The organism is Shigella sp. FC1967 (assembly GCF_001743005.1).
Classification (GTDB): Bacteria; Pseudomonadota; Gammaproteobacteria; order Enterobacterales; family Enterobacteriaceae; genus Proteus.
The window spans coordinates 1-348 of sequence record NZ_MIIZ01001438.1 but is presented as its reverse complement, the minus strand read 5'-3'; the positions used below and the strand labels follow the sequence as shown (position 1 = coordinate 348).

1 pseudogene is annotated in these 348 nt (G+C 43.4%); it reads left to right on the top strand.

The window, feature by feature from the left end:
- A pseudogene (locus tag BHE89_RS22755) lies at positions 1 to 348 on the top strand (KilA-N domain-containing protein); the annotation flags it as partial.

Below are 348 nucleotides of genomic sequence, written 5' to 3'. Positions count from 1 at the left end.
GATCCGCACCTTTGATGCTCTAGTGACACAACAACATCAAGAGAAACTCAGTGATAAAAGTGCAGGCGGGTGTGATACTACTGGAATCAATGTCTAAAAGTTTAAATTTCTCGAATTCATCAAAGTTAGGTGCTTATCAAAAATTACAGGCCATGGCGGGCTTACCTGAGTTGGCGCCTGTTTATGCGATTGATGCGCCAAGTGGTTCCATGGATGGCTCCAGTCGTCCTACTGTGGCTTTATCAACACTGATTAAAAAACACAATTTACCCATTTCAGCACCACAGGCATTTAAACGTTTAGCCGAACTCGGTATTGTTGAGCGCTTATCACGTCCAAGCACGAAAA